The organism is Sphingopyxis sp. CR5 (genome assembly GCF_059693785.1).
This window is the reverse complement of sequence record NZ_JCATIE010000007.1, coordinates 193,025-214,102: the sequence shown is the minus strand read 5'-3', so window position 1 is coordinate 214,102 and position 21,078 is coordinate 193,025. Positions and strand designations below refer to the sequence as shown.

Below are 21,078 nucleotides of genomic sequence, written 5' to 3'. Positions count from 1 at the left end.
GAAAAACGGCCCTTCGACAAGCTCAGGGCGAACGGAGAAAGGGCAAGGCGCATCATTCGATCACCTTCGGCACGCCGAAAAAGCCATGCTGCGGCTCGGGCGCGTTGGCGAGGACGTCGTCACGGCGCCCCCCGCCGGTCAGCGGGTCGGCATCGACGACATCGTCGCGCAGCCGCAGCGTGTTCGGGATCACCGCGGTCATCGGCTCGACCCCGGTCACATCGACCTCGCCGAGCTGCTCGACCCAGCCGAGGATGTTGTTGAGTTCGCCTTCGAGTCCGGCCGCTTCCGCATCGCTGATCGCGATGCGCGCCAGCGACGCGATTTTCCTTACCGTTGCCTGATCGATTGCCATTCTTATCCTGCCTTTACGGGAGACGCCGCGCCGCTAGCACCCCGCCCCGTCTGCATCAAGCGCGCGCTATTCGAAAGGCACCGATTCGGGCACCCCGTCGACCGCGATCCGGCGGCGCTGCACCGTCTCGACCGCGATATTCGCCTTGGACAGATCGACGCCAGGCCGCGCTTCCGGTTTCTGATAGAAACCGTCATCCTGCCGCCACAGCCCCTTTTCGTCACGGGTCAGGATATAGGAATCGACCGCCGCGCCCGGTTCGCCCTGTCCCAGAACGCCGATCCGATCGTCGCCGAGCCGGACCGCGACGCAGGCGGCGGCGCGGCTGCACATATAACCGCCCTCGATCGCTTTCTGTGCGGCGGGTGGCAGGGCCTGCCCGGCCGGAATCACACGCAACCGCTCGGCAAAAGGCTTCAACAGAACCGGCCCGCGCGGTCCGGTGATATCCCAGCGATTTTGCGCCCGCAACGCGGCCTTCGCCTTGTCGGCCCGTGACGCAGGTCCCGACGCCCCCAATCGCTCGAGCGCCCGCCGCCCGGCCGGACCGAAATCGAACGCCATCGCCGCCCAGTCGAATTTATCGGCCGAAACCGCCCCCGCCTGAAGCCGCGCCAACTGGTCGCGCGCAGAAATCGCGCCGAAATCGAGAATCGGCAGCGCCAGGAACGCGGCGAGCAGCATCAGGCCGATCGCGAGCTTCTGTTGCAGCGGGCGCAGCGCCTCGTCGAACAGGCGCCGGCCGCGCACCACCGCGATCAGTCCCGCGATCCCATAAGCGAGCGCCACCCCGACCGCAATGACGCCCCACAGGCGCTCGGGCGTCCAGCCATATTGCAGGATGCGCAGCCGCATCGACACCGCGGCGATGACCGCGAGCGGCAATACCGCAGCGGCAAGCACCGCCGCCGCACCGTGCAGCAGCCGGTTTTCGGAGCGATCCTCCGCTCCGTTGCCGATCACCGCATTGGCGAGCAGCACGGCAAAGGCCGCAATGCCGAGCATCAACGCCGCGGTCGAAAAGCCCGCATCCCACAGCTTTCGCAATCCGGTGCCGAGCAGCGACAGCAGGAACAGGACCAATGCCACGGCGAGCACCGGCGCGAGCACCGCAAGCACGATCATCACCAGCCGCTGGAGCGTCGCGACGAGCCTGTCACGCTCGCGCAACAGCCCGACCGCACCGCCGAACGCCGCGCCCGCGAGCATCCAGCCGAACCATTCGTCGTTGAGCAGGTCGCGGATGAGGTCGATACCGATCAGGTGGAACATCTCGCCGATCAGCACCGTCAGCAGAAAGCTCACCCCGACGAAAGCGAGCGCCGCCGCGCCGATCACCGCGTCGGTCCACGCATGGTCGTGCATCCGCGCGTAGGGCATCCGCCACAGCGCCCAGAAACGCCAGTCGGGCGCGACGTCGCGCCGCGTCTGGAAGAGCGGCGTCGCGACGAGCACCGCGACTATCCCCGACCAGAAGGGCCATTCGACCGGCGAATGGCTGGCGTTATATCCCGCCGAATGCCAGGTGACGAGACCGATCACCGCGCCCCAAAGCAGGGCGAAGCCCGCAGCCCAATGCCAGCGGCGCCGTTCGACCCCCAGCACGAACACGATCGTCGCGACCGCGACGAAGGCCGCAAGCGCATTGCGCCCCGACGCGGCGGGCGCGTCCCATATGCGATCGATCAGATGATGAAAGGCCAGTCCCGCGACGGCGCAGATCGCCGCCATGATCCACGGGCGCAGCGGCCATGGCGCATCGCCGGCATCGAGCCGCGCCGAGACGGGGCGGGGCGACTCGCGGGTGGACGGAGTTGCAGGTGCATCGGTCATGCCCCACATCTATCGCCTAAACTCGTCATGCTGAACTTGTTTCAGCATCCATAGTCTGCCCTCGCGCCCCGCGCTGCGTCGGAGCTCGAAGACAGGCCCTGGACCCTGAATCAAGTTCAGGGTGACGCCCGTTGGAACGGCGGCTAGAGATTTGCCAAGCTTTCCAAACTCTCCCCCACCTCCCGTGGAGCATCCCTTGGCCCGCAAGTTTCTCTACCTCGTCGCTGCAATCATCCTGATCGTCCTTGGCTTCGGCGTCGCGTATCAGCTCAACCCGGGCTGGTTCGGGCGCGTTGCGTTCGTCCCGAGTGCCGATTTCAAGCCGCAGGAAGCGATCGCGCCGAACGCTTATGAAAAGGCCGAAATGTGGCTCGCGCGACCGGGCATGGAGAACGACCCATCCACCTGGCGTCCGGAACCCGCGTCCCCGCCGCCGGCCGACGATACGGACGAACCATCGCCCGACCGCCTGCTGCCGCCGGCGAATGCCGCCGAGCGCCCGTCGTCCGCTCTGCCCGCCGAGCCGGGCGATGCGGCAATCTTTTTCGTCCACCCGACCAGCTATTACAGCAAATCGAGCTGGAACGCGCCGCTCGACGATGCCGATGCCAATTACCGCGCCGACCTGTTCATGCGGGGCATGGCGAGTGCCTTTGGCGATGCGGGCGAGGTGTGGGCGCCGCGCTATCGCCAGGCGACGCTCGGCGCCTTCCTTGCCACCGATCGCGTGACCGCGGGCAAGGCGATCGACGCCGCCTATCGCGACGTCGAACAGGCGTTCGACGCTTTCCTCGCCGCGCAGCCGAGGGACAAGCCGATCATCCTTGCCGGCCATAGCCAGGGCGCGCTGCATATCGAGACGCTGATCAAGAACCGCATCGCGGGCACCCCGCTCGCAAAGCGCATCGTCGCGGCCTATGTCGTCGGCTGGCCGATCAGCCGCGACACCGACCTCGAAGCATTGGGCCTGCCCGCTTGCGCGACACCCGAACAGGCAAATTGCATCCTCGGCTGGGCAAGCTTCGCCGAGCCCGCGGACACCTCGATGGTGACGCAGGCCTATGATGGAACGATCGGCTATGACGGCCGCCCACGGCGGGGTACGCGGATGCTGTGCACCAATCCGATCACGGGCATTCCCGACACGGAAGCGCCCGCCAACGCCAATGCTGGCACGCTGAAACCCGAAGGCGGGTTCAAGGCCGGCGAACTCGTCGCGGGTGCGGTCGGCGCGAAATGCGACGAAGAGCGCGGCTTTCTGATGATCGGCGAGGCGGAGCGCGTGAAACAATATGCACCCAATTATGTGCTGCCGGGCAATAATTATCACGTCTTCGACATCACCCTGTTCTGGGCCGACGTCCGCGCCGACGCGCTGCGCCGGCTGGCAAGCTTCGAGGGGAAACCCTCGCCCGTTCCGGCGGCGGCACCGCCGCTTGTCGAGGCGCCGACACCCTGACGACCGTTCGGGTCGGGCGATGGCGCCCGCTCGATTGGCATCTCGACTTCGCTCGATGCGAACGGGTAGAGGGATCAAGCCATGATCACCTCCGCCGCTCCCGACTTCGCCGCTGCGCTCCCGAACGGCGGACGCCTCGCCGGAATCGACGTGGGCACCAAGACGATCGGGGTCGCGCTGTGCGATGGCGGGTGGAGCTTCGCGACCCCCGACAAGACGATCATCCGCAAGAAATTCGCCGCCGACCTCGCCGCGCTGAAGGCACTCGTGGCCGCGCAATCGGTCGTCGGCTTGGTCGTCGGACTGCCGCTCAACATGGATGGCAGCGACAGCCCCCGTACGCAAAGCACCCGCGCCTTTGCCCGAAACCTGGCGCCGCTGGCGCTGCCCATCCTTCTCTGGGACGAGCGCTGGTCGACCGCCGCGGTCGAGCGCGCCATGATCGCCGCCGATGTGAGCCGGGCCAAGCGCGCCGAACGGATCGACAGCGCCGCTGCCGCCTTCATCCTGCAAGGCGCGATCGACGCGCTGATGCGCTGATCGAACCCCAACCGGCGCGCCCTGCCGCAAAGCCGACGTTTACGAATTCGCTCGATACTGTCGGCGATGGCTGAATATATCCTCTACTGGCTGATCGCCGCGAACGTCTTGGCGTTCGTCGAGATGGTCCTCGACAAGCGCCGTGCCGAGGCAGGCCTGCGCCGCACTCCCGAATCCACCCTCCTCCTCTGGGCCTTCCTCGGCGGGGCCTTTGGAACGGTCCTTGCCGCACGCATGGTTCGCCACAAAACGCGCAAGTAGCCTTTTGCAACCTGGATGCTGATCTGGCTCTGGGTCGACATCATCCTGCTCGTCCTTTGGGCGAGCGGAATATTGGAACCTATGATCGTCTCTGCGCTTGCGAAAATCGCCGCCGGCGCCTAGAGGCGTGGCTTTAATGACAAGCGCAACGATCCGACCCGCCAGCGACTATCCGCCCGGCGGCGATGCCTTTCGCCATCGCCACCTGACCGGTATCGCACAGCTTACTCCGTGGGAGATAAGCTATATCCTCGACGCCGCCGAACAATGGGTCGACCTGAACCGGTCGGGCGCGGCCAAGCATGACGATGCGCTGCGCGGCCTGACGATCATCAACGCTTTTTTCGAAAATTCGACCCGGACTTTATTGTCGTTCGAGATCGCGGGGAAAAGGCTGGGTGCCGACGTCGTCAACATGCACGCCGCCCAATCGAGCGTGAAGAAGGGCGAAACGCTGATCGATACGGCGATGACCTTGAACGCGATGCGGGCCGACGCGATCGTCATTCGCCATCAGAGTTCGGGCGCGGTGCAACTGATCGCCGACAAGGTCGACTGCCCGGTGCTCAACGCCGGAGACGGACGCCATGAACATCCGACGCAGGCGTTGCTCGACGCCCTCACCATTCGGCGCCGCAAAGGCAAGGTCGAAGGCCTTACCATCGCCATCTGTGGCGACGTGCTCCACAGCCGCGTTGCGCGCTCGAACATCCTGGCGCTGACGCTGCTCGGCAACGAGGTGCGCGTGGTCGCCCCGCCGACGCTGATCCCGCCCGCGATGGACCGGATGCACGTGCGGGTTTTCACCGACATGGACAAGGGGCTGGAGGACGCCGACGTCGTGATGATGCTGCGGCTGCAGAACGAACGGATGGACGGCGCCTACCTTCCCTCCCCGCGCGAATATCATGCGCTGTACGGCCTGACGCCGAAGCGACTGGAGCGTGCCAAACCCGATGCAATCGTGATGCACCCCGGGCCGATGAACCGGGGCGTCGAGATCGACAGCAGCGTCGCCGACGACGCCGCGCGATCGACGATCACCGAACAGGTCGAAATGGGGGTCGCGGTGCGGATGGCGTGCCTCGACATACTGACCCGCCGGACGCGGAAGGTGCCGGGATGGAACTGACACCGCTGCTGATAGAGAATGCCCGCCTCCTCGGCGGCGCCATGTCCAATATCCTCGCGGTGGACGGGCGTATCGCCGCGATCGACCCGGCGGACATCCCCGCCGATGCTGCGCGCATCGACGCACGGGGCCAGTGGCTTGCCCCCGGCATCGTCGACCTGGGGGTGTTTGCGACCGACAAGCCCGCCTTTCACTTCGGCGGGATCACACGCGCGGCGCTGATGCCCGACGGCAGCCACCCCCTCGACCATCCCGGCATGGTCGAGCGCGCGGCAAAGGGCGGCAAGCCCGACCTGTGGGTCCATCCGCTCGCCGCCGCGACCAAGAGCCTTGCGGGCAAGGAACTGGCCGAGATCGGGTTGATGAAAGCCTCCGGCGCGCGCGCGGTCGCGACGGGTCGTGCGCGCATCGCCGACGCCGGCGTCATGCGCCGCGTGCTTGTCTATGCCGCGTCGCTCGGCCTCACCGTCGTGGCGCATGCCGAGGACGAGGGCCTGACCGCGGGCGCGGTCGCGACCGACGGGGAGATGGCGACGCGCCTCGGCCTTTCGTCGGCCCCCGCGATCGCCGAGGCGATGGCGGTCGCCCGCGACCTGATGCTGGTCAGGGAAACCGGCGCCGCGCTGCACTTTCGCCAGGTCACGACGGGAGCGGCCCTCGACCTGATCCGTGAAGCGAAGGCGGCGGGCGTGCCCGTCACCTGCGGCATCACGCCGGCGCATCTCTTTCTCTCCGACACCGCGATCGGCGATTTCCGTACGTTTGCCCGCCTGTCGCCACCGCTACGCAGCGAGGACGACCGCCACGCCTGCCTCGCGGCGATCGCCGATGGCACGATCGACGTCCTTGCCTCGGGCCATGACCCGCGCGGCCCCGAAGACAAACGGCTGCCCTTTGCCGAAGCGATGCCAGGTATGGCGGGCGCCGAAACGCTGCTCGCGATGGGGCTTCAACTCGTGCGCGACGGCCATATTGCGCCGGCGCGGCTGTTCGAACTGCTCGGGGCGAACCCGGCGCGCCTGCTCGGCCTCGACTGCGGGCGGATCGACGCAGGATGCGATGCCGACCTCATCCTGATCGACCCAGACACGCCGTGGCAGGTCGATGCGAAAAAGATGGCCGCGTGGGCCGGCAATACGCCGTTCGACGGCATGCCGATGCAGGGCCGCGCAACCGCCGTCTGGAAGGGCGGGCAGCGCATCCGCTGACCCGCGGACCGGCCAAACAGAAAGGGCGCGACCCGCCGGTCACGCCCTTTCGTTTCCCGCATCAGGAAATCGTCAGCGCGACGCGAGCCGCACCGGGCTTGCCTTGGCGGCCCACTGGATCGTTTCGCTGCCGCCCATTTCGCGGATGAAACAGGCCTGCCCGGCTGCCTTCAGCTCGCTGCACAGGCTGAGTGCATCGGCGCGGCTCTTCAGCCCGTTGACGGTCAGTCGATAGAAGGTGCGACCCTTGACGTCGGCGGCATAGCTCGCTCCCGGAAAGACCGAGAGCGCATGGTTGCGCTTCTGGATCGCGCCCCATTTTTCCTTCGCCACCGCCAGGCTGTCATAGGCGCCAAGCTGGACCGCCCAGCCCGACGGCTTTTTCGAATCGAACACCTGCGGCGTGATGCGCGCGGCGAGTTCGGCCGCCTTTTGCGCGACGGCCTGCGCCTCTTCGCTGCTGCCGTCCGTAACGCGCGGCGCATGACGATAGCTTCCCGCATCGGCCTGGATCACCGGCGCCGGGCTCGGCAACTCGGTGACCGGAACCACGCCTTCGGCGTCGCGTCGCGGCATCGGCAGTTCAACCGACCGGATCGCGCCATTGTCGGCGCTTGCGACCGTCACCGGCGGCGGCGGTGCAAAGCTTTCGACCGGAGCCGGGTCGGCGCTTGCCATTTCGACCGGCGCCGCAACGGCCGTCGTCTGCACGTCGGCGGGGAAATTGCTCAGCGCGAGGCGCACCGGCATGCCGATGTCGTCCTGCGCCTGCGTGCCGAGCAGGCTCGCGATACGAACGGCGGGCGCCGGTTGTTCGGCGAGCTTCGACCATTCGGCCATGCGGCCATCGAGCTTGTCGAGCGGCAGGTCCTGCGACGCGAGGATGCGGGCCTGCGCCCAGCGTCCCGACAGGGCAAAGGCAAGCGCGAGATTCTGACGGGTACGCGCGTCGGCGCCGGGCTGGCGCGCAGCGGCGGTCAGCACGTAGATCGCCGATTCGCTGTCGCCGGCGAGCGCCAGGGCGAGGCCGGTGTCCGACGCCGGCACGACATCGGCGTGATTCTTGAGCAGGTCGATTGCCGCCGCGGCCTTGCCCTGCGCGATATTCGCCAGCGCCAGCGCGATGATCGTGTTGCTGTCGCCGGCCCCGAGGTCCACGGCCTCGTTCAGCGCCGCCGTGGCCGATGCAAAGCGCCCATCGTTCAGATAGGCCTGCCCGAGCAGCGCACGATAGTGGCCGTCGCGTGGGCTTGCCGAAACCGCGGCTTCGGCGTGCGCGACCGCCTTGCTTACCTTGCCCGCTTCGAGCGCTTCGCGCGCCTTGTCCGCGGACTTCGCAGCGGTCTGCGGCGCGCCGAGCGTGTCGGAGGGCGCCATGGCGATCTTGTTCATGCTACAGCCCGTGGCGGTAATCCCGATCACGAAGCCCGAAACGGCAATTTTGGTCAGCAGGTTGCGTTTCATTTCAAAGGTCCCCCCAGGGTGCGTCACGCCTTCGTGGCCCGGCGCGCAGGGCGCGTCGCCGGAAGGCGGCTCGCCATCGCGTCGATTTCGGGCAGCGAAGCCAGATAGTCGTCGAGAAGGTCGGTCAGGATATGCTGGGCCGAACGGCGGGTTACCGCGCTCGCAAGACGCAGGCGCAAATGACGATCGGCGTCGAGCCGCAACGTGAAGGCGGCCTTTTCGCGGGCGCGAACGGGCCGCGGCGCCTTCGCCTGCGTCGCGGGGCGCTGTTCGACCTTGCGGGCGACGGCGGCGACGCGATCGATCAGCGATTCCTGCTGGCGCACGATTTCGGGCACCTCGGGAACGAGGGGCTCGGCGGGGACGGCAACATCCTCGGCTGGCTCCGGCTCGATCGCGTCGGCGGCGCTGTTCTCGACCGCCTGTTCGGCGGCGGCATTATGCGCCAGGACCGACCCCGGCATCAGCGGCTTCAGGTCGACCAGATGCGCCGGCTCGGACTGATCCGGGTCGACGTCATAGCCCATGTCGTTCCATCCGAGATCGTCATAGCCGGTGCCGGCGAGCGGTCCGGGGCCGCTGCCCAGCGGCTGACGGCGCATCGCGGGCCGCGCACCGCCCTTGCGGGCGAGCAGGCCGGCGCTCAGCGACGCGAGAGGTTTGGGTTCGCCCATCACCGCCCTCCCCGCTTACTGGCCAGCGATGCGGCGGCCGAAGCCACCGCCCATCGGACGAACCGCGCCATAGCCCGGCGCCGCCGGCATCGGGGCGCTGAATACGGTGCGGCGGAAATTCTTTTCGAGCCGGTCGTTGATATACGTCCAGAGCTGGCGGATCTCGTCGGCGGACCGCCCGTTCGGATCGACTTCCATCACCGTGCGGCCGTCGATCATCGACGCGGCATAGTCGGTGCGGTGATGCAGCGTCACGGGCGCGACGGTGCCGTGCTGCGACAGCGCAACCGCCGCCTCGCTGGTAATCTTGGCTTTCGGCGTCGCCGCATTGACGACGAAGACGAGCGGCTTTCCCGCTCGCTCGCAAAGGTCGACCGTCGCGCCGACCGCGCGCAGGTCGTGCGGGCTCGGACGCGTCGGGACGACGATCAGTTCGGCCACGCCGATGACACTCTGAATCGCCATGGTGATCGCCGGGGGCGTGTCGATGACCGCAAGTTTGAAGCCCTGCTGCCGCAGGATTTCGAGGTCGGATGCAAGCCGCGCAACGGTGGTTTGCGCAAAGGCCGGGAGATCGGTTTCGCGCTCGTTCCACCAGTCGGCCAGCGAGCCTTGCGGGTCGATGTCGATCAGCACGACGGGACCCGCACCCGCGAGCTGGGCCTGCAGCGCAAGGTGGCCCGAAAGAGTCGTCTTGCCCGACCCGCCCTTTTGTGAAGCCAATGCCAAAACGCGCACGACTGTCCCCCTGAAAATCCAAATTCGGCCGGAGGAATGGCACGCAGGCCGCTAAAATTGAGTTAACGATGATAAAAAGAGGGTGAACGCTTTCCTCGCGGTCATGGTTAACGCGCCTTTAGGATGGACCTGTGCCATAATGGACCGAAATCGCGATCATCGTCCCTGTCGATAACGGCCTATTAGCCATTATGACGGTAGGAGTGCTGCGGGGACTGTCGATCGCCGCGCCTTTCGGGCCGGCGGCGCCCGTCATTGGAGATATTCATGCGCCTGTTTCGCACCGCCCTTTCGATCACCCTTCCGGCCGTCGCGGCGCTTGCGCTCGCTGCTCCCGCCCAGGCCGACGTCAAATCGGGCGTCGACGCCTGGCAGCGCGGCGACTATGCCGCCGCCGTCGCCGAATGGCGCCCGCTCGCGCTGGCCGGCGATCCCGACGCGCAGTTCAATCTGGGCCAGGCCTATAAGCTGGGGCGCGGCGTATCCGCCGATCTCGGTCAAGCCGAAGCCTGGTATCGCCGCGCCGCGAAGCAGGGACATTTGCAGGCCGAAGACAATCTGGGGCTCGTCCTGTTCACCGCCGGTCGGCGACAGGATGCGATGCCGTTCATCGAGGCATCGGCAGCTCGCGGCGAACCGCGCGCGCAATATGTCCTTGGCACCGCGCATTTCAACGGGGATCTTGCCGCGGAAAACTGGCCGCTCGCCTATGCCCTGACCAAAAGGGCGAGCGACGCGGGGCTAGACATCGCTTCGGCGCGCCTTGCGCAGCTCGACCGGCTGATCCCGCTGGAACAGCGACAGCGCGGGCTGGCAATGCTGCCCGACATGGAGAAGGACGAACAGCGCGCCCGCCTCGCGGCGGTCAATGCCGCAGCGCCGCCGCCGCCGAAGTCCTCGCCCTCACGCATGCAGACCGCGCAGTTGCCCGCGTCGAAGCCCGCGACGACCTATACGCCGCCGCCTGTTATCAAGCCGGTGTCGGCCCCGGCACCGGTACCCGCCGCACCGCCGCTATCGCCCGCGGCCCAAACCGCAGCGGCCGCCGCAGCCGAGGCGACTGCCGCCGCCGATGTCGCCGCCGCCGAAGCCGGACCGTCGGGGCAGAAGCCCGCGCCCCCGGCGCCGCAGCCGATCCACACCGCCGCTTTGCCGCCGTCCTCACCCGCCGAGCCCGGCATCCCCTATGCGGCGCCGCCCGAATCCGGCCCGCTGCCGCCTAAGCAGGATGTCGCGCCCGCCCCGATCGCGCCGCCCGCACCGGTCGCGTCGCCCGCGCCGCCGCCCACGAAAGTCGCCGAAACTCCGGCGCCCGCGGCGCAAGGACGCGCTCCGGCCGCACAGAGCCCGTGGCGCGCCCAACTCGGCGCTTTCGGCGTCGAGGCGAACGCCCGCAACCTGTGGAACCGGCTGGAGAGCAAATATCCGGACCTCGCCGACCGCCAGCCTTATCTCGTCAAGGGAGGGAAGCTGACCCGCCTGCAAGCCGGCGGCTTCGCCAGCAAGGCCGACGCGACAAGCTTTTGCGCGACGATGAAGCGAGGCGGCCAGCCTTGCCTGGTCGTGGACAAATAACCGCTTTCGATTCGACCCGGGTTCAGTCGCCCTGGAGACCATCGCCCAGACGCTTTGCGTTGAAGCGCCGCATCCAGCCGGCAAGATCCGCGTCGGGCATTGCGTCCAGGATATGGTGCAGCGTGGCCGCGGCTTCGTCCTGCCCGAGCTTGAAGCGTGCACGGACCTTTGTGACGCGGGCGCGAAATCCGATGATGTGCCGGACCAGCGAGTCATAGCGGTCGCCCAATTCGTCCGCAGACCACGGCCGGTCGCGCGTCCGTTCGACATGCGCGATCAGCCTGTCGAGCGCCTCCGCGGTCAAGCTCGCATCGACCGTGATATCCGCTTCGATCTGCGCCTGGACATAGTTCCAGGTCGGCCCCCAATCGCGCTTTCCGGCCATCGAGGGGTCGATATAGGCGTCGGGGCCCTTGAACAGGATCGTTGCCCGGCGGTCGGCCAGCAAGGCCGCGTGGAGCGGGTTCGCTCGCCCGAAGTGGCCGATCAGTTCGACGAGCCCATCCTCCTCGTCGAACACACCGACGAGCGGCAGCAGGCTCGCCTCGCGCCCGCTTGCCGAGCAGACCCAGGCAAGCGGACAGGTTTCGACAAGCGCCCGCACATCGGCCGGCGTGTATGTTTCGAAAGGCGAAGTTGCGGCCGCCGGAGCGTATCTCGGTTGGTCATCAGGTCTGGTCATCGGCGCGGGTGATCGCTCGCAACGGACCGCAAGGCAAGACCGAATGCGGTACCGACCGACGCTTACTCGATATCTCTGATCCCGATCTCGGACGTTCCGACGGGACGATCGATGCTCGTGCCGTCCTTGCCCAGGCGCCAGGCCGAGGGAGCGCGCGCGCGGCCTCGATAGATGGTGCCCCTGGCCGGACTCGAACCAGCACTCCTTGCGGAACTCGATTTTGAGTCGAGCGCGTCTACCAATTTCACCACAGGGGCCCCCGGGCGACGGCGTTCCCCCTAAGGGGTCAGGGGCGCGCTTGCCAAGCTATTTCTTGAGTTCCCTGACCAGCGTCTTTGCGGTCGCCTTGCCATAGGGCGGTTTGAAGCCCGCCATGCCGGCAACGTCGAGCTTTGGCTGGCGATAGACGGCACGCGCGTGGCTGAAGGTGCGGAAGCCGTCGAGGCCGTGATAATTGCCCATGCCGGACGGACCGATGCCGCCAAAGGGCAGGTCTTCCATTGCGTTGTGAAACAGCACGTCGTTGACCGTGACCCCGCCCGAGATGGTGCGCGTCAGGACCCGGTCCTCCTCGCTCTTGTCCTGGCCGAAATAATATAGCCCGAGCGGACGGTCGTGCGCGTTCACATAATCGATGGCCTCGTCGATCGTCCGATAGGTTTTGACGGGCAGGATCGGCCCGAAAATCTCGTCCTGCATCACCTTCATCTCGTCGGTCGGATTGCGGACGATATGGAGCGGCATCTTGTGCCCGTTCGAGCTTGCGAAATCTTCGCCGGCGGGATTGACCTCGATCACCTCGGCTCCCTTTTCGCGCGCGTCGGCAAGATACCCCTGCAACCGGTCGTAATTGCGGGTGTTCACGACCGACGTGTAATCGTCATTGGCCAGCAGCGTCGGATAGAGCGATGCCGCACCCTTTGTCACGCTGTCTATCACGTCGTTCTCCTGGTCTTCGGCGACAAGAAGATAGTCGGGCGCGAGGCAGATCTGCCCCGCGTTCATCAGCTTGCCCATCGCGACGCGCTGCCCCGCCAGAGCCTTGTCGGCGCTCCGTCCCACGAAGGTCGGCGACTTGCCGCCGAGCTCGAGCGTCACGGGAACCAGATTGTCCGCGGCGGCGCGCATGATGTGCTTTCCGACGCTGGTCGCGCCGGTAAAGATCAGATGGTCGAAGGCGAGTTTGGAAAAGGCGACGCCGACATCGGGGCCGCCCGTGAACACGGCCATTTCGCTTTCGTCGAAATAGTCGGGGACGAGCCGGGCCATCAAGGCCGACACATTTTCGGTGAACTCCGAAGGTTTGATCATCGCGCGGTTTCCTGCCGCGAGGACGCCGGCCATCGGCACGAAGACCATGCCGACCGGGAAATTCCACGGCGCCACGACCCCGACGACACCCTTGGGCTGATAGACGACCTCGGCCTTGGCGCCGAGCAGGCCGAGCGGAAACGTCGGCTTGCGCTTTTCGCCCTTCGCCCAGTTCGCCATATGCTTCTTTGCGTGCTTGAGCGCGCTGACCGACGGCATGATGTCGGTCATGAGGGTCTGTTCCCGGCTGCGATGGCCGAAATCCTCGCTCACCGCCTTCGCAAAATCCTCTGCATTGTCCACCAGCAGAGCGATTGCGCGATCGATACGGTCACGCCGCACCTCCATGCTTTCGGGCATCGCCGCGGTAAAGCTGGCGCGCTGGGCGCGCAGCACCTGCTCCATCCGCTGCGCCTCGTCGGCGATATCGACTGCAACCGTTGCCATGATCCTGACCCCTCTCCTGCCTTGCCCCGTTTGACCATGCGCGCGGGCGCGTTGCAAGATGAAACCGGCCGCCCCATATCGCCCCTGCCCCTTTCGCAGATGCAGCAATTGAGCTAACCGGGCCGCCAACGTTTCTTTCCCCTACGGAGTCTTTCGCCATGACCACCGCCGATCCCGTCGTCTTCCTCTCCTATGCCCGCACGCCGATGGGCGGCATGCAGGGCGCGCTGTCGGACGCGAGCGCGACCGATCTCGGCGCGACCGCGGTCAAGGCGGCGGTCGAGCGTGCCGGCGTGAAAGGCGAAGATGTCGAGCGCATCTACATGGGCTGCGTTCTGCCCGCCGGGCTCGGCCAGGCGCCGGCGCGCCAGGCGGCGATCAAGGCCGGCCTGCCCAAGTCGGTGCAGGCGACCACGGTCAACAAGGTGTGCGGCTCCGGCATGCAGACGGTCATCATGGGCGCCGAAGCGCTCGCCGCGGGCAGCATCGACCTCGTTGTCGCAGGGGGCATGGAATCGATGACCAACGCCCCCTATCTGCTCAAGAAGCACCGCTCGGGCGCGCGCATCGGCCACGACACCGCCTATGACCACATGTTCCTCGACGGGCTGGAAGACGCGTATGACGCCGGCCGCGCGATGGGCACTTTTGCTCAGGATACCGCGGACGCCTATCAGCTCAGCCGCCAGGCGCAGGACGATTATTCGATCGAATCGCTGCGCCGAGCGCAGGCCGCGATCGCCGACGGCGCCTTTGCTGCCGAAATCACCCCGGTGACGATCGCGACGCGCAAGGGCGAGGTCGTCGTCGACACCGACGAGCAGCCGGGCAAGGGCAATCCCGACAAGATCCCGACGCTGCGCCCCGCCTTTGCCAAGGACGGAACGATCACCGCCGCCACCAGCTCCTCGATCTCCGACGGTGCCGCCGCAGTCGTGCTCGCGCGTCAATCGGTGGCCGAAGCGAAGGGCGCCAAGCCGGTCGCCAGGCTTGTCGCCCACGCCGCGCACGCGCAGGAGCCAAAGGATTTCACGGTGGCTCCCGTCGGAGCGATCACCAAAGTGCTGGACAAGGCCGGCTGGTCCATCGCCGATGTCGACCTGTTCGAAGTCAACGAAGCCTTTGCCTGTGTCGCGATGTTCGCGATGCACGACCTTGGCATCCCGCACGACAGGATCAACGTCAACGGCGGCGCGACGGCTCTCGGTCACCCGATCGGTGCCAGCGGCACCCGCATCATCACGACGCTGATCGCGGCGCTGCAGAATCGCGGCAAGACGCGCGGCATCGCCAGCCTGTGCATCGGCGGCGGCGAAGCCACCGCGGTCGCGGTCGAACTGGTTTGACACGATCGGCGACGGGCGGCGGCGTAGCCGCCCGTTGATACAGTTTGCGACACTAATGTCCCGAACCTAAACGCCGCATTCCGGATCGGTTCAAATCGACTCGCCTATTCCGTCCTTGTCATCGGGCAGATCCCCTCCCCCTGACGGCAAGACAAGGAATGGCATTATGATGAAAAGCAAATTTCTCACCGCCGGCCTGATCGCCGCGATGATGGTTCCCGTCGCCGCGTCGGCCGCCACCTCGCCCGGCGAACTGCGCCGCGACCGGCAGGATGTCCGGCAGGAAAAGCGCGATGTGCGCCAGGCGGTTCGCTATGGCGACCGCAAGGATGTGCGCGACGAACATCGCGACCTGCGCAATGCGCGTCAGGAATATCGCGAGGACAAGCGCGACTGGAAGCGCGACCGCCGCTATGCGAACTGGCATGCGCCCTTCCAGTATCATCGCTTCGCGGTCGGCAACCGGCTGACCTCGCGCTACTACGCGCCGACCTATCGCCTCAGCTACGACGCGCGCTGGCGCGTTCCGCGCGCGGGCGCGGGGCTGACCTACGTCCGCCATTATAACGACCTGCTGCTCGTCAACGTCCGAAACGGCGCGGTCGTCCGGGTCTATCGCGGTTTCTTCTAAGCCGCGCGGTCATCGGGAAACCCGAAACTCTGGAAGGCCGGGCGAGCGATCGTCCGGCCTTTCACCGATATTTCGGGCGCGGGTCTCAGTCGCCCCAGATATGCCCGGCCTCGATCCAGCCTTCGCGCCCCTTCACGTCGAACCGGCACCAACCGTCCTTGCAGTCGCTGATCCGTCCGACGACGCCCGGTTCGGCACGATAGGCAATCGCGGCATCCCCCCTGGGCGCCTCGCGCAGCGGCCGGATGTCGCCGGTGACGATCGCGGTGCGCGTCCGGCTGAGCAGTCGCGCCGCCATCCAGCCCTGCGTGCCGTCCGGGTCCTCGATCTTGCGCCACAAATCATGCCGCGCGATGACCTTCACCGGTAAATCCTTGCGGCGATATTCCCACAATACCGGAACATCCATCGATGGCCCCTTGCGCATCCGCGCCTTGTCGACGCTGATCGACGCCCAATAGGGCACCGCCACGTCGTCGGTCGCCTGGGCAGCAGCCGGGGCGAGATGCGCGGCCGCCATGAAAAGGCCGGGGCCAATGACGGCGACGGAAACTGCGGCGGCAAGCAAATGGCGGATTTTCATGGACCAGCCTTGTCAAAATCCGCCGGGCTTTTCAACTGGCCGCGTGGAGCCGGCGGCCGGTCCCGCGCCGGCGCCCCGCCATCGAGCCCCTTGACCCTCCGCGCGCCGCGCGCTCTATCGACGCCATGCCCGATTCACCTCGCCCGAAGCGCCCGCGCGTCATCGTCACCCGCCAGTTGATGCCCCATGTCGAGGGTCGCATGGCCGAATTGTTCGAGGTTGCGCTCTCGGCGCACGACCATGCGTTCTCCACCGACGAATTGAAGGCGGCGGTGCGGGATTGCGACGTGCTGGTGCCGACCGTCACCGATCATATCGACGCCGATATCATCGCGGCAGCCGGCGACCGGCTGAAACTGATCGCCAATTTCGGCGCCGGCGTCGATCATATCGACCTCGCGGCGGCGCGCGCGAAAGGCATCATGGTCGCGAACACCCCCGGCGTCTTCACCGAAGATACCGCCGACATGACGATGGCGCTGATCCTCAGCGTCCCGCGCCGACTGGCCGAAGGCGAGACGCTGATGCGATCGGGCAAATGGCAGGGTTGGGCGCCCAGCGCGATGCTCGGCCACCGCGTTGGCGGCAAGCTGCTCGGCATCATCGGCATGGGCCGGATCGGCCTTGCGGTCGCGCGGCGCGCGCGCGCATTCGGCCTGTCGATTCACTATCACAACCGCAAGCGGCTGCCCGAAGCGATCGAGGAGGAATTGGGCGCCAGCTATCATGCCAGCCTCGACACGCTGCTCCGCATCAGCGACGTGGTGACGATCCATTGCCCGCACACCAGTGAAACGCACGAGATGGTTAACGCCGCGCGCATCGCGGCGATGAAACCCAGTGCCTACCTCATCAACACCGCGCGCGGCGATATCGTCGACGAAAAGGCGCTGATCGCGGCGCTGAAGGCCAGGCGTATCGCGGGTGCCGGGCTCGACGTCTATGCACACGAGCCCGATGTCGATCCCGAATTGCTGACCCTCACCAATGCGGTCCTGCTCCCCCATCTCGCCTCGGCGACGATCGAGGGGCGCGAGGCGTCGGGCGAAAAGGTCATCGCCAACATCCGAGCCTGGGCCGACGGCCACCGTCCGCCCGACCAGGTGCTGGAGGGGTGGGTCTGATAAACCGTCAGTGAGAGTCAATCCCCCGTCAGAATCCGGTCGACCAGTTCCTTCACCGTCGGGGTGAAGTTGTTCGAGTAGAAGGGGTCGGTCTTGAAATTGAACGCGGCGTGGCCGGCGAACATCAAATTCTGTTCGACGTCGCCGCCATGCGCGATGTCCTGAAGCGTCTTTTGAATACAGAAGCTGCGCGGATCGGCCAGATAACCGGTCGAATAATCGTCATGGTCCTTCCACGCCGAAAAACCGCAGTGCGACAGGCAGCCCATGCAGTCGGCCTGATCCTTGCGGATCACCCCCTTATCGGCCTCGGTCACGAAAACCACCGTATTGTCCGGCGTCTTCAGCGCTTCGGTATAACCTTCGGCCGACCAGTCGCGTGCGCGGTCGCGGTCGTGCGGGGTGACCCAGAAGTTCTTGCCCTTCACCCCGACATCGAGCTGGACGACATGATCGCCCGCCTGCTGCTTCGAATAAGGAATCTGGCGTTCCGAGCGCGCTTCGAGGTCGCGCAGGAAGGGATTGCGCACCGCGCTCGAATAAAAGCCCGTCGGTGAGAAACGGTGGAGCAGGACGTCGCCCTCGTCGAGCGTCCGTAGCCGGTCCTTCCAGTCCTGAGGGATAGGACTTTCCTGCGTCAACAGCGGACGCGTGCCATATTGGAAGGCGATATGCCCGAGTTCGGGGTTGTCGATCCAGTCCTCCCAGTCGCGCAGATACCAGACGCCGCCGGCCATTACGATCGGCACCTCGTCGGAAATCCCTTCGGCACGCATCGTGTCGCGCAGCGCCTTGACGCGCGGAAAGGGATCCTCGGGCTTCAACGGATCCTCGGCATTCGACAGGCCGTTGTGCCCGCCCGCCAGCCACGGATCTTCGTATACAACCGCCGCCATCAGGTGCGCGACCTTGTGATAGGCGCGCTTCCACAGCGCACGGAAGGCGCGGGCCGACGAAATGATCGGCAGATAATGAACATTGTGCCGCGCCGCGATCTCGCTGAGCTTGTAGGGCATCCCCGCGCCGCAGGTGACGCCGGTGATGAGGCCCTTGGCGCGTTCGAGCACGCCTTCGAGCACCTGCTGGGCGCCGCCCATTTCCCACAGGACGTTGATATTGATCGCGCCCTTGCCTCCGGCGATGTCGTGCGCGCGCTTGACCTGCTCGACCGCGCCATCGATCGCATAGCCGACCAGTTCCTCGTGCCGTTCCTTGCGCGTCAGCGCGCGATAGATTTGGGGGATGATCTTGCCTTCGGCATCATAGCTGTCCGCATTGACCGCCGAAACCGTGCCGATTCCGCCCGCGGCCGCCCAGGCGCCGCTCGACGCATGGTTGGTCGCCGACACGCCCTTTCCGCCCTCGACAAGCGGCCATACTTCGCGACCACCATAAACGATGGGCTTCAAACCTTTGAACACTATAAACCTCTTTCTCTCCACCGGCGCCTCGTCCAGCGCCGATCCCCAATTACCGCTTCCGTAAGCGGAAGACGGTGCCCCTTGTCAATCGATCCCGACCCAGCGTCCGCTGAACGGGCTGTACCCCTCTAACGCGCGAGCATAGAGTTTTTCATAGGCCGCGACCATCGTAGATTCGTCGAAGCGTTCGCCGGCGACGCGCCGGTTTTCGGCGCCGACCCGCCCCCGCAGCGCGCCATCGTCCGCAAGCGTTGCAAGCGCGCCCCGGAACGCCGCCTCGTCCGACGCGACGAACGGGCGGTTCGCCTCCGACACCATCGCCGCGACATCGCCGACGGCGGGGCTGACGACGGGCAGGCCCGCCGCCATCGCCTCGATCACCGCGATCGGCGCCTGTTCGCTGAGCGAGGACAGCGCCAGCAGGTCGAAATGACCGATCCAGCGCGCCGGTTCGGCCATGAAGCCCGGCATCACCAGCCGCCCGGACAGCCCGCAAGCCGCGGCTTCGGCGGCGATCGCGGCCCGCTCCGGCCCCTCCCCCACGATAACGAGCCGGACATGGGGCGGCAGCGAGGCGACCGCGCGAACGAGCCGCGGCAGGTCCTTGACCTTGCGCAGCCCCGCTACCGTTCCGATCACAACCTCGCCCTCGCGGCGTTCCAGGCCCGGAATCGGGACGTCGGGACCGCCGGAATAGGCCGCGACGTCGATCCCGTTGCGGATCAGGCAGGTGCGATCGCCCGCGCGCCATTCGCTGTCCGCGATGCGCTGGAGCAGGGTCGACGGGACAACCACCGCCGCCGCGGTGCGCAACGCGACCCGCCGGAACAGATTGCGCTTCCAGTTGCGACGGACGCTTTCATCCTCGTTGAACCCGTCCTCGTGATGGATCAGCTCGGGCATGCTGTGCCAGAGGCGCGGGACGTTGACGCGGCGCGCCATCACCCCGTCCATCGCCCCCCAATTATAGCTGAGCACCAGGTCGAAACCGCAGAAATAGCGGGCGAGTTCGCGGTAGTGCCCGAGCGACGGCTTGCCGTGGAGCGTCGGGGCATTGTCCGGGAAATCGACCGATATCCCCGGAGCGATCGCCTCGCGCGCGCCGAGCGCCTCGGGCATCGCCGACAGGATCGTGTGCCGCGCGCACGCGCCCATCAGGTTCATCAGCCGGACCGCCCGCGCCTCCTTGCCGCCCAGCGAAAAGCTGGAATGGAGGTGCAATATGCGGAACGGCGGTCGCGGTTCGATGTCGTCGGCGGCGCTCACGCGGCGGGAAGCTCCGAAACCCAGGTGTCGATCGCGGCGCGCGCGTCGGCCTCGTCCATCGTCGGCGCATGGCCGACACCGGGTACCTCGACGAGCCGCGCATTCGGCAGGTCCTTGGCCATTTTCGTCGCCGCAGACTTTGCCAATATGTCCGAAAGTGCGCCGCGCAGGATCAGCACCGGTCCATCGCTCAGCGCGCGATAGGCGGGCCACAGGTCGATCCCCTGTTCATCGGTCGCAAGGCGCAGCGGCGCCGCAATCTGCTTGTCGTAATCGGTCACGATCCGGCCCTCCGGGGTCAGGCGATGCGTGCGTTTCGTCAGGCGCAGCCAGTCGTGAATGCCATAGTCGGGATAGATCGCAGCGTTGAGTTCGGCAAAGGCCCGCGCGGCGTGCATCCATGTCGGCTGGCTGCCCCCGGCGCCGATATAGTCGCGGATACGCTCGAGCCCCGCATGTTCGAGTTCGGGCCCGACGTCGTTGAGCACGACGCCGACGAGCCGGCCGGGCAAGCTGGCCGCCATCAGCATCGCGACCAGGCCGCCGAGCGAGGTTCCAATCGCCGCGAAACGGTCGATGCCGAGTTCGTCGAGAAGAAGCACGACATCCTGGACATAGGTCAGCGGCACATAGGTCATCGGGTCCTTGGCAAAGGCGCTGTCGCCCCGCCCGCGAAATTCGATGACGATCGTCTTGCGCGACGCCGCGAGATGCGGCGCCAGCGCCTCGAAATCCCGCGCGTTGCGTGCGAGCCCCGGCATGCACAGGATCGGCGGCATCGCCTCGCTGCCGTCCGGCCCGTCATAAATGCGCGCGTGCAGGCGCACCCCGTCGCCCGACCACCAATAATGCTCGCTCCATGCGCCGCGTGTCTCTTCCCTAACCGAAATCGCCGGTCCCCTTTTACAAGCTTGTGGTCGCATCTATCGCCAACCCGCACCCGCGGTGCAAGCGATCCGTCGAGGCTCCGCGATAGTTGCCGCGCCCGGGTTTCGCCGATAAGAGCGAAGCCATGGTCCAGTTCGCGT

The 21,078-nt window shown here is 66.6% G+C and carries 20 protein-coding genes and 1 tRNA gene; 9 read left to right on the top strand and 12 right to left on the bottom strand.

Annotated features, from left to right (window positions below; genetic code table 11):
- Positions 1-52: 52 nt before the first annotated feature.
- Positions 53-355, bottom strand: coding sequence for an Asp-tRNA(Asn)/Glu-tRNA(Gln) amidotransferase subunit GatC (gatC, locus tag AC58D2_RS12815; protein ID WP_497390887.1), 303 nt, complete (start codon positions 353-355; stop codon positions 53-55).
- Between the two features lie 66 nt (positions 356-421).
- Positions 422-2,188 (bottom strand): DUF4153 domain-containing protein, encoded by a 1,767-nt coding sequence (locus AC58D2_RS12810; RefSeq protein WP_497390885.1) that lies wholly within the window; start codon positions 2,186-2,188, stop codon positions 422-424.
- 196 nt (positions 2,189-2,384) lie between these two features.
- Here AC58D2_RS12810 and AC58D2_RS12805 point away from each other — a divergent pair, with 196 nt between their 5' ends.
- From AC58D2_RS12805 to AC58D2_RS12785, 5 genes are all read left to right on the top strand, one after another.
- Positions 2,385-3,647, top strand: coding sequence for a DUF3089 domain-containing protein (locus AC58D2_RS12805; protein WP_497390883.1), 1,263 nt, complete (start codon positions 2,385-2,387; stop codon positions 3,645-3,647).
- A gap of 81 nt (positions 3,648-3,728) precedes the next feature.
- A complete protein-coding gene (gene ruvX / locus AC58D2_RS12800; RefSeq protein WP_497390881.1) occupies positions 3,729-4,187 on the top strand; it encodes a Holliday junction resolvase RuvX in 459 nt (152 codons plus the stop codon).
- Between the two features lie 66 nt (positions 4,188-4,253).
- Positions 4,254-4,448: a DUF1294 domain-containing protein gene (locus tag AC58D2_RS12795; RefSeq protein ID WP_497390879.1), complete on the top strand. Its 195-nt coding sequence runs from the start codon at positions 4,254-4,256 to the stop codon at positions 4,446-4,448.
- A gap of 136 nt (positions 4,449-4,584) precedes the next feature.
- Positions 4,585-5,580 carry an aspartate carbamoyltransferase catalytic subunit gene (locus AC58D2_RS12790; protein ID WP_497390877.1) on the top strand — a complete coding sequence of 332 codons (996 nt, stop codon included), beginning with the start codon at positions 4,585-4,587 and terminating at the stop codon, positions 5,578-5,580.
- Positions 5,571-6,788: a dihydroorotase gene (locus tag AC58D2_RS12785; protein ID WP_497390875.1), complete on the top strand. Its 1,218-nt coding sequence runs from the start codon at positions 5,571-5,573 to the stop codon at positions 6,786-6,788. The genes AC58D2_RS12790 and AC58D2_RS12785 overlap by 10 nt, the downstream gene beginning before the upstream one ends.
- A 72-nt stretch (positions 6,789-6,860) precedes the next feature.
- On the opposite strand, the gene AC58D2_RS12780 is transcribed toward AC58D2_RS12785, so the two are convergent.
- Genes AC58D2_RS12780 through AC58D2_RS12770 form a run of 3 tightly spaced genes read right to left on the bottom strand, consistent with a single transcriptional unit; the run spans position 6,861 to position 9,664 of the window.
- Positions 6,861-8,252: an SPOR domain-containing protein gene (locus tag AC58D2_RS12780; protein WP_497390873.1), complete on the bottom strand. Its 1,392-nt coding sequence runs from the start codon at positions 8,250-8,252 to the stop codon at positions 6,861-6,863.
- 23 nt (positions 8,253-8,275) lie between these two features.
- A complete protein-coding gene (locus AC58D2_RS12775; protein WP_497390871.1) occupies positions 8,276-8,926 on the bottom strand; it encodes a hypothetical protein in 651 nt (216 codons plus the stop codon).
- Between the two features lie 15 nt (positions 8,927-8,941).
- Positions 8,942-9,664: an AAA family ATPase gene (locus AC58D2_RS12770; protein WP_497390869.1), complete on the bottom strand. Its 723-nt coding sequence runs from the start codon at positions 9,662-9,664 to the stop codon at positions 8,942-8,944.
- 267 nt (positions 9,665-9,931) lie between these two features.
- On the opposite strand from AC58D2_RS12770, the gene AC58D2_RS12765 reads away from it, so the two are divergent.
- Positions 9,932-11,239, top strand: coding sequence for an SPOR domain-containing protein (locus AC58D2_RS12765; RefSeq protein ID WP_497390867.1), 1,308 nt, complete (start codon positions 9,932-9,934; stop codon positions 11,237-11,239).
- A gap of 22 nt (positions 11,240-11,261) precedes the next feature.
- Here the strand turns inward: AC58D2_RS12765 and AC58D2_RS12760 are convergent, their stop codons facing one another.
- The 3 genes from AC58D2_RS12760 to AC58D2_RS12750 all read right to left on the bottom strand — a co-directional run bounded on the left by AC58D2_RS12760 (position 11,262) and on the right by AC58D2_RS12750 (position 13,679).
- Positions 11,262-11,921, bottom strand: coding sequence for an FMN-binding negative transcriptional regulator (locus tag AC58D2_RS12760; protein WP_497390865.1), 660 nt, complete (start codon positions 11,919-11,921; stop codon positions 11,262-11,264).
- A 172-nt stretch (positions 11,922-12,093) separates the two neighbouring features.
- Positions 12,094-12,178: transfer RNA gene (locus AC58D2_RS12755), tRNA-Leu, on the bottom strand.
- A gap of 49 nt (positions 12,179-12,227) precedes the next feature.
- Complete coding sequence (locus AC58D2_RS12750; protein ID WP_497390863.1) at positions 12,228-13,679, bottom strand: coniferyl aldehyde dehydrogenase; 1,452 nt, start codon at positions 13,677-13,679, stop codon at positions 12,228-12,230.
- 158 nt (positions 13,680-13,837) lie between these two features.
- On the opposite strand from AC58D2_RS12750, the gene AC58D2_RS12745 reads away from it, so the two are divergent.
- Together AC58D2_RS12745 and AC58D2_RS12740 are read left to right on the top strand one after the other, a co-directional pair.
- A complete protein-coding gene (locus AC58D2_RS12745; RefSeq protein ID WP_497390861.1) occupies positions 13,838-15,025 on the top strand; it encodes an acetyl-CoA C-acyltransferase in 1,188 nt (395 codons plus the stop codon).
- A 169-nt stretch (positions 15,026-15,194) separates the two neighbouring features.
- Positions 15,195-15,656, top strand: a complete 462-nt coding sequence (locus AC58D2_RS12740; RefSeq protein ID WP_497391014.1) for an RcnB family protein — start codon at positions 15,195-15,197, stop codon at positions 15,654-15,656.
- Between the two features lie 85 nt (positions 15,657-15,741).
- On the opposite strand, the gene AC58D2_RS12735 is transcribed toward AC58D2_RS12740, so the two are convergent.
- Positions 15,742-16,239, bottom strand: coding sequence for an SH3 domain-containing protein (locus AC58D2_RS12735; protein ID WP_497390859.1), 498 nt, complete (start codon positions 16,237-16,239; stop codon positions 15,742-15,744).
- A gap of 125 nt (positions 16,240-16,364) precedes the next feature.
- On the opposite strand from AC58D2_RS12735, the gene AC58D2_RS12730 reads away from it, so the two are divergent.
- Positions 16,365-17,363 (top strand): 2-hydroxyacid dehydrogenase, encoded by a 999-nt coding sequence (locus AC58D2_RS12730; RefSeq protein ID WP_497390857.1) that lies wholly within the window; start codon positions 16,365-16,367, stop codon positions 17,361-17,363.
- A 17-nt stretch (positions 17,364-17,380) separates the two neighbouring features.
- On the opposite strand, the gene AC58D2_RS12725 is transcribed toward AC58D2_RS12730, so the two are convergent.
- The 3 genes from AC58D2_RS12725 to AC58D2_RS12715 all read right to left on the bottom strand — a co-directional run bounded on the left by AC58D2_RS12725 (position 17,381) and on the right by AC58D2_RS12715 (position 20,973).
- The gene (locus AC58D2_RS12725; protein WP_497390855.1) at positions 17,381-18,784 is read right to left on the bottom strand and encodes an NAD(P)H-dependent flavin oxidoreductase; all 1,404 of its coding nucleotides are present in this window, start codon (positions 18,782-18,784) and stop codon (positions 17,381-17,383) included.
- 84 nt (positions 18,785-18,868) lie between these two features.
- Positions 18,869-20,050: a glycosyltransferase family 4 protein gene (locus AC58D2_RS12720; protein WP_497390853.1), complete on the bottom strand. Its 1,182-nt coding sequence runs from the start codon at positions 20,048-20,050 to the stop codon at positions 18,869-18,871.
- A complete protein-coding gene (locus AC58D2_RS12715) occupies positions 20,047-20,973 on the bottom strand; it encodes an alpha/beta fold hydrolase (protein ID WP_497390851.1) in 927 nt (308 codons plus the stop codon). The genes AC58D2_RS12720 and AC58D2_RS12715 overlap by 4 nt, the downstream gene beginning before the upstream one ends.
- Positions 20,974-21,078 lie beyond the last annotated feature (105 nt).

What these genes read in the sequence shown, in the direction of transcription:
- ruvX (WP_497390881.1), top strand. Translation starts at nt 3,729, where the DNA reads ATGATCACCTCCGCCGCTCCCGACTTCGCCGCTGCGCTCCCGAACGGC.
- AC58D2_RS12760 (WP_497390865.1), bottom strand. Translation starts at nt 11,921, where the DNA reads ATGACCAGACCTGATGACCAACCGAGATACGCTCCGGCGGCCGCAACT.
- AC58D2_RS12715 (WP_497390851.1), bottom strand. Translation starts at nt 20,973, where the DNA reads ATGCGACCACAAGCTTGTAAAAGGGGACCGGCGATTTCGGTTAGGGAA.
- gatC (WP_497390887.1), bottom strand. Translation starts at nt 355, where the DNA reads ATGGCAATCGATCAGGCAACGGTAAGGAAAATCGCGTCGCTGGCGCGC.
- AC58D2_RS12730 (WP_497390857.1), top strand. Translation starts at nt 16,365, where the DNA reads ATGCCCGATTCACCTCGCCCGAAGCGCCCGCGCGTCATCGTCACCCGC.
- AC58D2_RS12810 (WP_497390885.1), bottom strand. Translation starts at nt 2,188, where the DNA reads ATGACCGATGCACCTGCAACTCCGTCCACCCGCGAGTCGCCCCGCCCC.
- AC58D2_RS12745 (WP_497390861.1), top strand. Translation starts at nt 13,838, where the DNA reads ATGACCACCGCCGATCCCGTCGTCTTCCTCTCCTATGCCCGCACGCCG.
- AC58D2_RS12750 (WP_497390863.1), bottom strand. Translation starts at nt 13,679, where the DNA reads ATGGCAACGGTTGCAGTCGATATCGCCGACGAGGCGCAGCGGATGGAG.
- AC58D2_RS12775 (WP_497390871.1), bottom strand. Translation starts at nt 8,926, where the DNA reads ATGGGCGAACCCAAACCTCTCGCGTCGCTGAGCGCCGGCCTGCTCGCC.
- AC58D2_RS12740 (WP_497391014.1), top strand. Translation starts at nt 15,195, where the DNA reads ATGAAAAGCAAATTTCTCACCGCCGGCCTGATCGCCGCGATGATGGTT.
- AC58D2_RS12785 (WP_497390875.1), top strand. Translation starts at nt 5,571, where the DNA reads ATGGAACTGACACCGCTGCTGATAGAGAATGCCCGCCTCCTCGGCGGC.
- AC58D2_RS12765 (WP_497390867.1), top strand. Translation starts at nt 9,932, where the DNA reads ATGCGCCTGTTTCGCACCGCCCTTTCGATCACCCTTCCGGCCGTCGCG.
- AC58D2_RS12795 (WP_497390879.1), top strand. Translation starts at nt 4,254, where the DNA reads ATGGCTGAATATATCCTCTACTGGCTGATCGCCGCGAACGTCTTGGCG.
- AC58D2_RS12780 (WP_497390873.1), bottom strand. Translation starts at nt 8,252, where the DNA reads ATGAAACGCAACCTGCTGACCAAAATTGCCGTTTCGGGCTTCGTGATC.
- AC58D2_RS12735 (WP_497390859.1), bottom strand. Translation starts at nt 16,239, where the DNA reads ATGAAAATCCGCCATTTGCTTGCCGCCGCAGTTTCCGTCGCCGTCATT.
- AC58D2_RS12790 (WP_497390877.1), top strand. Translation starts at nt 4,585, where the DNA reads ATGACAAGCGCAACGATCCGACCCGCCAGCGACTATCCGCCCGGCGGC.